Origin of the sequence: Pseudomonas sp. MWU13-2862 (assembly GCF_023242495.1) — a bacterium.
In the GTDB taxonomy this organism is placed as follows: domain Bacteria; phylum Pseudomonadota; class Gammaproteobacteria; order Pseudomonadales; family Pseudomonadaceae; genus Aquipseudomonas; species Aquipseudomonas gingeri_D.
Map to the genome: position 1 here is coordinate 22,760 of NZ_JALMEZ010000025.1, position 8,712 is coordinate 31,471.

An 8,712-nucleotide genomic window follows, 5' to 3' on the forward strand; every position below is an offset into this window, starting at 1 on the left:
TGGGTTTTGCAAGGGGATCAACCCGAGTACAAAAGGTCGAACCCGACGCTTTCAAAAAGGCCGCTCTATGCGACCTTTTCAGCCGCTTGCCGCTCGCGTTCCGCCACCAACTGGCGGGTCAGGGGGATCAGGCGCTTGCCATAGTCAATGGCATCATTGAGAGGGTCGAAGCCGCGAATCAGGAAGGTGGTGATACCGAGGTCGTAATAGTCGAGCAGGGCCTCTGCCACTTGTTCCGCCGTGCCCACCAGTGACGTCGAATTACCCTGTGCCCCCAGCAGTCCGGCAATCCCGGTCCACAAGCGTTTATCCAGCCTCGAACCCTGGGCCGCCGCCGCCAGCAGGCGACGAGACCCTTCGTTCGGTGGTTCGCGCCGGACAAAACCGTTCTGCTCGGCCAGGGCGGTAGCCTGTTGCAGGATCTGCTCCGCACGTTGCCATGCCAGCTCCTCGGTCTCGGCCAGGATCGGCCGCAACGACAAACTGAAGCGAATCGTCCGTCCGTGTTTGGCGGCTTCAGCCCGTACCCGGGCCACCACTTCCCGCACTTGCTCGTAGGTTTCCCCCCATAGCGCATACACGTCCGCATGCTTGCCGGCCACGGCGATCGCAGCCGCTGAAGAACCGCCAAAATACAGCGGGATATGCGGCTGTTGCGGCGACTTCACCGTCGAATAGGCGCCCTCGACCTGGTAGTAGGTGCCTTCATGGGCAAAGGGTTTCTCGCTGGTCCATTCCTGGCGCACCACGCTCAGGTATTCATCCGTGCGGGCGTAGCGTTCGTCCTTGTCGATATGGCTGCCGTCGGCCCGCAGTTCGCGATCGTCGCCACCAGTGATGATGTGAACGGCGGTGCGCCCGCCGTTGAACACGTCCAGGGTGGCGAACTGTCGAGCGGCCAGGGTCGGCTGGGCAAAACCGGGCCGATGGGCAATCAGGAACTGCAGTTTTTTGGTCACGCTGGCCGCGTGGGAGGCAATGAGCGTGCTGTCCGGGCTGTTGGAGTGGAAGGCTACCAGAGCACGGTCGAAGCCGGCCGCTTCGTGGGCGCGAGCGACGGTTTCCACGTAGTCGGGTTGCAAGGTCGGGCCACTGCGGGGATGGATCTCCGAAGCGTGGTGGCCGCCGATGTAGCCGATAAATTCAATGCTCATGCTCAGTTCCTTGTGGGTAGGGGCGCTCTGTAGGGGTCGAAAGTAGGGGGCGGGGGCGGGGCTGTAAAATGCCGTTTTGTTCTAAGTTAATTATTAATTTGTAGAATTTTAAGAAATGCTATTTATCAGTAATATGCATTTTGTTGGTTGAGGTCGGCGTGGGCGGCGAGGCTCGCTTGATTATGCAAATAATTTATTGTTTGGATTTTATGTCTGATTTTTAATCATATTAGGTTATTCCCAAAAAGAATTTCACTGAGGTTTTTTATGCGACTAGCATGAAGCTGCAACGGCGCTCCTGGCCGTGTTTTTTGTGAGGACGGAAGCCCGATGAATGAAAAAACCCTGAATGCCAGCTCGTTTTCCGTCGACAAGGCGGCTCGCTTCCAGGGCGAGCCTGAAGGTGTGTCACGACTGGTGCCCCTCTGGTTGCGCAACTGGCGCACCCCCGAGGTGTTATTGCGGTTGGTCAGCCCGATCGTGTTGCTGCTGGTATGGGAGTTGGCCTCCGAGCTGGGGCTGATCCCGCAACGGATCATCGCCGCGCCGTCGCAGATCGGCGGTACCTTGTGGGCGATGATCGTTTCCGGCGAGTTGGGCAAGCACCTGCTGGTATCCCTGCAACGGGCGCTGCTGGGGCTGGGGATTGGCGTCAGCATCGGTGTGGCGGCGGCGCTGATCACCGGTCTGTCCAAGCGTGGCGAGGTGATCCTCGATTCGCCGATGCAGATGCTGCGCACCATTCCCTCCCTGGCCCTGGTGCCGTTGTTCATCCTCTGGTTCGGCATCGGCGAGTTCACCAAGATCGCGCTGATCGTCACCGGCACCACCTTCCCGGTCTACCTCAACCTGTTTTCCGGTATCCGCAACATCGACCCCAAGTTGATCGAGGCCGCCAACACCCTGGGGCTCAATCGCCGTGAGTTGATCTGGCATGTGATCCTGCCGGGTTCGTTGCCTTCTTTTTTTGTCGGCCTGCGCTACTCCCTGGGGATTTCCTGGCTGGCCCTGGTGTTCGTCGAGCAAATCAACACCACCGCCGGTATCGGTTTCCTGGCCAGCGATGCGCGGGACTTCATGCGCACCGACGTGATTGTGATTTGCCTGTTGATCTACAGCGTCCTCGGCCTGCTGATCGATGGGCTGATCCGCACCCTGGAACGTTTCGCCCTGGCCTGGCGCCCATCTTTCGTGAGGAACTGACATGTCGAATATCGAATCCTTGGCGGCACCGGTACAGTTGCGCAATGTGGTGCGCCAGTTCGGTCAGCAACGGGTCATCGACGGCCTGGACCTGGACATTGCCCCCGGCGAGTTTGTCGCACTGCTGGGCGCCAGCGGCTCCGGCAAGACCACCTTGCTGCGCAGCCTGGCCGGGCTGGACAGCATCGACAGCGGCCAGTTGCGCGTGCCCAAGGCCCGGGCGGCCGTGTTTCAGGAGCCGCGGCTGATGCCCTGGAAGCGGGCCTGGAAAAACGTGATCCTCGGACTGCGCATTCCCGATGCCAGGGAACGCGCGGTGCAGGCGTTGACGGAGGTAGGGCTGGCCCATCGACTGGACGCCTACCCGGCGACGCTCTCCGGTGGGGAGGCCCAGCGCGTGGCATTGGCCCGTGGTCTGGTGCGCGAACCCAAGCTGCTGTTGCTGGATGAACCTTTCGCCGCGCTGGACGCCTTGACCCGGATCAAGATGCATCGGCTGATTATCGAACTGTGGCGCAAGCATACGCCGGCCGTGCTGCTGGTCACCCACGACGTTGATGAGGCGATTTTGCTGGCCGACCGCGTGATCGTCCTGGCCCATGGCAAGATTGCCGAGCAACTGACCATCGATCTGCCTCGGGCGCGGGACACGGGTCAGGACGGCTTCCAGGCGATCCGGGCACGCTTGCTGAGTCTTCTCGGGGTTGAAGTGGACGTCCCGGCGGCGGTGGGGCAAGCGGCTGCCAGTGGCTTGCGGCGGTTTGCCCATGGTTGAGTTGAGAGTGTTGATGCTGGTGGCGGCCGCGTTGTTGCTGGGGGGCTGTGATAAAGCGGCCGAGGCCCCGAAAACCCATTCTGATTTATCGGGCGTGACCTTGATCCTGGGTGATCAGGCCAAGGGTTTGCGCACGGTGGTAGAGGCGGCCCACGCCCTGGAAGGCATCGACTACAAGGTTGAATGGGCCAACTTCCAGGGTGCCGCGCCGCTGTTCGAAGCCTTGCGCGCCGGCGCGGTGGACCTGGGCCCGGCCGGTGACACGCCGGTACTGGCCGCGGCCACGGGGGGCACGGCCTTGCGTATCGTTGCCGTACGCCGCAGCCAATCCCGGGGCATTGCGATCCTGGTGCCACCCGATTCACCGATTCACACCGTCGCGGACCTGAAAGGGCACAATGTGGTGGTCTCGTCCGCCCGTGGCAGCATTTCCCAGTACCTGCTGATTCGTGCCCTGGCCAATGCCGGAGTGGATGAGAAAGACGTCAAGGTCGGTTTTGTCCTGCCCACGGATGCGTTACCCGCCTTCAATGCCGGAAAGATCGAAGCCTGGGCCACCTTCGGCGTGTATCAGGCATTTGCCGAGCAGAAAGGTGCCAGGGTGCTGATCAGCGGGGAGGGGATCAATACCGGGCTGACCTTTATCACCGCGTCCGATGAAGTGCTTGCCGATCCCCTCAAGCGCAGGGCGTTGGGCGATGTGTTGCAGCGTTTCGCCAAGGCTTTTGAATGGGCGCAGAAAAATCCCGAGGAGTACGCGCGGGTGTTTGCCAAGGCCAATGATATTCCCCTTGAGGTTTCTCAGTTGCTGCGCCGTTGGGGGGATGAGTCGTTGTTGCCGGTAGAGGCGAGGGATCTGCAGGCGTTGCAGCAGGTGGATGATCTTTTCGTCGAGAAGAAGATCTTTCCCCATCGGGTCGAGGTGGAGAAATTCACCGATGCGCAGGTGTTTTCGAATGAGTCGGTGGCGCTGAGTCGATCGACATCGACAGCCACAAATCCCAACTGATCGTTCTGAAGACGGACTCACGGGCGCCGATACAATCCGCGTCCGCGTCTAATGGAAGCGCTGGCCCGAGGCCTCGCCCTGGAGTTGGCGCCGATACGGGTCAACACGCTGTCACCCGGTCCGATCAATCCCCCCATTTTCACTGAAGCGCTGGGCGCCAGGCTGGTCTGAGCGGCCCAACCGGCCAGCTCTGAAAAAGCTCATGCCGGACGGTCATTCTCATAACGAACCAATAGAGGCAATATGCTATCTGCGTGGGGGCGCTTCAGCCACGGTTGGCACCCAAACGAATAAACGTCTGAAACAAGCGCTATAAGCTTTACTTGGAAGGCACATTGCTAGTAATCAGTGAGTGTCTTCAATTTTTGGCTCAGGGAGCGCTGATGAGTGTTCGTCCATTGACCGACTCCCCGTTGCAATCGAACGATTGCGATATTGTCGCTTCTCAACTAAAAGGGACCCCGGGCACGGTTGGCATGGCCTACGTTGGCAACGAGGACAGGATCGAAGACTTGCTGGACTCAGCGCGCAACTGGGCCCATACCACTGCCTGGGTGGTTTACCGCGCCGGAGAACAAATGCACCGGGTCGGGCAGGGCGACCCCTCGCTGCAGTGGCCCTCAAGCGTCGCCCATGAAGCGTTTGACGCCTTTTGCCTGACCCGCCAGTTGCACCGCTGGCCGACGGGCAGAGGCGAAAACGTGCTGGGCTGGCTGCTCGCACCCATCAAGGATGCCGCGGAACCGGCGCTCGCCGAGTTTGCCCAGCGCCTGGGCATTGAGGTACAGACCAATACCCTGGCCCGTGCGCAGGTCACTCAGCGTGTGTTGTATGAGATTACCTACCTGGCCAGTTCAACCCGCGACCGTTCGGTGTTTCTGGTGGGGGTTCACCAGTTGCTGGCCAGCCTGATCGACGCCGAGAACTTCTACCTCGCGCTGTATGACCCGCTCAGTGGCAAGATCGACTACCCGTACTACGTCGACATTATCGACGTGGATGCCCTTGAAGCCGAGAACTACGAATACCTTGACCCTGGGCACCTGTCCTTGACCGGCCAGGTGTTGACCACCGGCCAGCCACTGCTGATCGACTCCGCCGGCATTCTCGCGGCCCAGGCCGAGGGCCGTTTCCACTGCGTGGGTGATCGTCCCGAGTTCTGGATGGGCGCACCCTTGAAAAATGCCTCGGATGAAGTGTTTGGCATGCTGGCGATGCAGGTCTACGACGTGGCCCGTATCTACAGTGCCGAAGACCGCGCGCTGTTTCTGGTGGTGGCCCGCCACGTGGCCATGGCATTGGACCGGATCCTGCACCGGGCGGACCTGGAAGAGACGGTGATGCGTCGTACCCTGGAGCTGTCGGCACTCAACGATGCCTTGAGGCAGGAGGTGCTTGATCGCGAGCGCGCCGAACACCTGCAGAGCGCGTTGTTCCAGATAGCCGAACTGTCGAGCCAGCCGGGCGACATGGCCGAGTTGTTTCAAACCCTGCATGGCATCGTCGGCGAGTTGCTGTTCGCGCAGAACTTCTACATTGCGCTGTTCGACGACGCGACTGGCGAAGTGACCTTTCCTTACTATGTCGATGAGCGACTGACCACCCACCCGGTGGCCCGGCGCGGGCGCCGGGGCTTGACCGAGTACGTTATCCGCCAGCGTCGACCCTGCCTGATCGATGCCGGCGAGTCCGAGCGCTTGTCGGCGAGCGGTGAAACCGAAAGGGCCCATGAGTCTGTCCGCGCCTACTCCTGGCTGGGCATTCCCTTGTTCGATGGCGATGTGGTGCGGGGCGTGCTTGCCGTACAGAGCTACACCTCGCAGGTGTGCTACACCCTGCGTGACCAGGAGTTGCTGACGTTCGTGTCGCGACACATCGACACCGCGCTGTCGCGCCGCACGGCCGCCGAAGCGATCCACGCTGCCAACCTCATGCTCGAAGCCCGGGTGCAGAACCGCACCCGCGAACTCGATCATGCCAATGCCAAGCTGCAACACGAAAACTCCCACGATGCGCTGACCGGGCTAGCCAACCGTACCTACCTGCAACAGCGCCTCAACCAGGCCTGGTCACGGTTCGATAGCGAAGGCGGGCACCTGGCGGTGATGTTCATCGACCTCGACCGTTTCAAGATGGTCAATGACAGCCTCGGCCATCATTTCGGCGATCTGCTGCTGATGCAGGCCGCCGACCGTTTGCGCGGTTGCCTGCGTGACTCCGACATGCTGGCGCGCCTGGGCGGTGATGAGTTTTCGGTACTGGCTCCCGAGGCGCCGCTGGACAGGGTGATCGACATTGCCGAACGGATCCTGGTGGCGTTTGACCTGCCGTTTTTCATCAATGGCCATGAAGTCTTTTCGTCCTGCAGTATCGGTATTGTCAGCGCAGACAGCCAGTTCCATCAGGAGCCGGCCGACCTGCTGCGCGATGCCGATGCGGCGATGTACCGGGTCAAGAGCGCCGGGCGCGACAGCTACGCGGTGTTCAACCAGGAAGTACGCCGCGAAGTCTCGGACCAGGTCGAGCGTGAAGGGGCCTTGCGCAACGCCCTCAAGCGCACTGACGAACTGCTGCCGTATTTCCAGCCGATTGTCAGCGTCGAAAGCGGTGAGCTGCTGGCCCTTGAAGCGCTGGTCCGCTGGCATCAGCCGGGCGGGCGGGTGGTCGCGCCGGGCGAGTTTCTGCCGGACTTCGAGGGATTGCGCCTGATCGGTCGACTGGACCTGTACATGCTGAGCAGCATTGCCGTGATCCTCGCCCAGCCCCAGCACGCCCATTGGCCACCGGTACACGTCAATTGCTCGAGCTACAGCATGACGCGCCCGGACTTCGCCAGCGATGTGCTTGCACTGCTGGCGCGGCACCAGGTCTCGCCGTCGCGGATCTGCCTGGAACTGACCGAAGGTGCCCTGGTGGCGGAGCCGGCGCTGGCTCGACGCACCATGCAACAGCTGGCCGACAACGGCATGTCGGTGGTGCTCGATGACTTCGGTGCGGGCTTTTCATCCCTGAGCTACGTGCATCAATACCGTTTCAGCGGCTTGAAGATCGACAAGTCGTTCATCCTCGAACTGACCAGCAGTGCCCGCAGTCGCGCGATTGTCCGGGCGATTGTGCGAATGGCCGAATCCCTGGACCTGAGCGTGGTGGCCGAAGGGGTCGAGGACGCCGAGACGCTCGAATTGCTGCGTGAAATGGGGGCGGGACAGGCCCAAGGTTACTATTTTGCCAAACCGATGGGGTTGCAGGCGTTGATGGGGTGTTTTTCTGGCAGCGGATCGGTTCTTGGCTGGAGCGGCAGCGCAGACGCGTAACCCCCAGCTTCTCCAGCCACCCTTTACCCATTCTTTACCTGCCTTTGTGTCTCGTTCGCCAGAGGCTCGGTTACGCTGCTAGCCATCTTGATCTTGACGACTTTGTGAATCGAATGAACCTTCAACCTCGTTACTGGCTAGCGGTGGGCGCCTTAGTGGGCAGCCTGGGATTGATCTCTGGTTGCGCGGGCGATCCGCCAGACCCGCGAATCGAATTCACCGAGCTGGTCAATAAAGACCTGGCCAGCGCCTATCAACCGTCCCACAACGAAACAACCGATTGGGGCGCCATCTGGCAACTCGATCAGCAATCGGTGGATGTGGCCTGGTTGGCGCCGGCTACCCATGAGCGCCTGCCGCTGATTATCTACTTGCCGGGGTTGGGTGAGCCGGCCTCGGGCGGTGTGGAGTGGCGCAAGGCTTGGGCGCAAGCCGGTTATGCGGTGCTGTCTGTTCAAGGGCACGCCTATGATCAGTCGATTTTTGCCTCGGCGCAGGCGTTGGATGGCGACTTCCGTGGCGTGGCGAGCACTCATTACACCGCCGCCGCCTTGCGCGACAGGCTGGCCACCTTGCAGAAAGTCCTGACTGAGGTTCGGGCTCGGGCCGCGAAAGGCGACGCACAACTGGCGGCCATCGATTGGGACCAGGTCGTGGTGGCCGGCTTTGATTTAGGGGCACAGACCGCTGAGGCACTGGCCGGGGCGCTGGAACCTGGCGCTACGTCGGGCGTCGCGATTCAGCCCAAGGCGGTGTTGTTGCTCAGTCCTTATGTAGAAGCCGGTGCCCGGCCAGGGCTGTTCGCCCAGATGTCGGCGCCCGTGCTGTCGATGACCGGTCAGGAGGATGAAGATCCGTTCAACTGGGTCAGTTCCTATCGCCAGCGACAGGTGCTGGGGGAGTCGGTGACGGTGGCCGGCAGCGTTCAGTTGGAGCTGAACAAAGCGACGCACAAGACCTTGTCCGGTACCGAGCTGTTCAACCGACCATCGAAAAAAGCCGACAAGGGCAGCGACCCGTCCGGCGATGCTCCCAAGAGCAGAGGGCACAAGCACGGTGGCGCCAAGCCCGGCGGTGGCGTCCATAGTTCGATGGCGGGCGAACCGGCCCCGGATCCCAAGCAAGTGGCCGCGATTCAGGCAATCGGTGTGGCGTTTCTCGATAGCCGCATCAAACACAATTCCGCGGCTACCGAATGGTTGCTGAAAGGCGCGCCAGGTTGGCTGGAGGGGGCGGGGCGGTTGAAGTAGTCATGGC

At 61.4% G+C, this 8,712-nt stretch carries 6 protein-coding genes; 5 read left to right on the forward strand and 1 reads right to left on the reverse strand.

The features are described 5' to 3' along the window. Nucleotides 1-65 precede the first annotated feature (65 nt). Nucleotides 66-1,154: an LLM class flavin-dependent oxidoreductase gene (locus M5C56_RS30990; RefSeq protein ID WP_103498419.1), complete on the reverse strand. Its 1,089-nt coding sequence runs from the start codon at nucleotides 1,152-1,154 to the stop codon at nucleotides 66-68. A gap of 330 nt (nucleotides 1,155-1,484) precedes the next feature. On the opposite strand from M5C56_RS30990, the gene M5C56_RS30995 reads away from it, so the two are divergent. The 5 genes from M5C56_RS30995 to M5C56_RS31015 all read left to right on the forward strand — a co-directional run bounded on the left by M5C56_RS30995 (nucleotide 1,485) and on the right by M5C56_RS31015 (nucleotide 8,705). Then, a complete protein-coding gene (locus M5C56_RS30995) occupies nucleotides 1,485-2,357 on the forward strand; it encodes an ABC transporter permease (RefSeq protein ID WP_103498418.1) in 873 nt (290 codons plus the stop codon). A gap of 1 nt (nucleotide 2,358) precedes the next feature. Next, the gene (locus M5C56_RS31000) at nucleotides 2,359-3,132 is read left to right on the forward strand and encodes an ABC transporter ATP-binding protein (RefSeq protein WP_103498417.1); all 774 of its coding nucleotides are present in this window, start codon (nucleotides 2,359-2,361) and stop codon (nucleotides 3,130-3,132) included. Further along, nucleotides 3,125-4,141, forward strand: coding sequence for an ABC transporter substrate-binding protein (locus tag M5C56_RS31005; protein WP_103498416.1), 1,017 nt, complete (start codon nucleotides 3,125-3,127; stop codon nucleotides 4,139-4,141). The genes M5C56_RS31000 and M5C56_RS31005 overlap by 8 nt, the downstream gene beginning before the upstream one ends. 383 nt (nucleotides 4,142-4,524) lie before the next feature. Next, nucleotides 4,525-7,455, forward strand: coding sequence for an EAL domain-containing protein (locus tag M5C56_RS31010; protein WP_103498415.1), 2,931 nt, complete (start codon nucleotides 4,525-4,527; stop codon nucleotides 7,453-7,455). A gap of 113 nt (nucleotides 7,456-7,568) precedes the next feature. Further along, the gene (locus M5C56_RS31015; RefSeq protein WP_103498414.1) at nucleotides 7,569-8,705 is read left to right on the forward strand and encodes an alpha/beta hydrolase; all 1,137 of its coding nucleotides are present in this window, start codon (nucleotides 7,569-7,571) and stop codon (nucleotides 8,703-8,705) included. Nucleotides 8,706-8,712 lie beyond the last annotated feature (7 nt).

Bases quoted from the DNA above. Each gene is read 5' to 3' on its own strand.
- M5C56_RS30990 (WP_103498419.1), bottom strand. From the start codon at position 1,154: ATGAGCATTGAATTTATCGGCTACATCGGCGGCCACCACGCTTCGGAG.
- M5C56_RS30995 (WP_103498418.1), top strand. From the start codon at position 1,485: ATGAATGAAAAAACCCTGAATGCCAGCTCGTTTTCCGTCGACAAGGCG.
- M5C56_RS31000 (WP_103498417.1), top strand. From the start codon at position 2,359: ATGTCGAATATCGAATCCTTGGCGGCACCGGTACAGTTGCGCAATGTG.
- M5C56_RS31005 (WP_103498416.1), top strand. From the start codon at position 3,125: ATGGTTGAGTTGAGAGTGTTGATGCTGGTGGCGGCCGCGTTGTTGCTG.
- M5C56_RS31010 (WP_103498415.1), top strand. From the start codon at position 4,525: ATGAGTGTTCGTCCATTGACCGACTCCCCGTTGCAATCGAACGATTGC.
- M5C56_RS31015 (WP_103498414.1), top strand. From the start codon at position 7,569: ATGAACCTTCAACCTCGTTACTGGCTAGCGGTGGGCGCCTTAGTGGGC.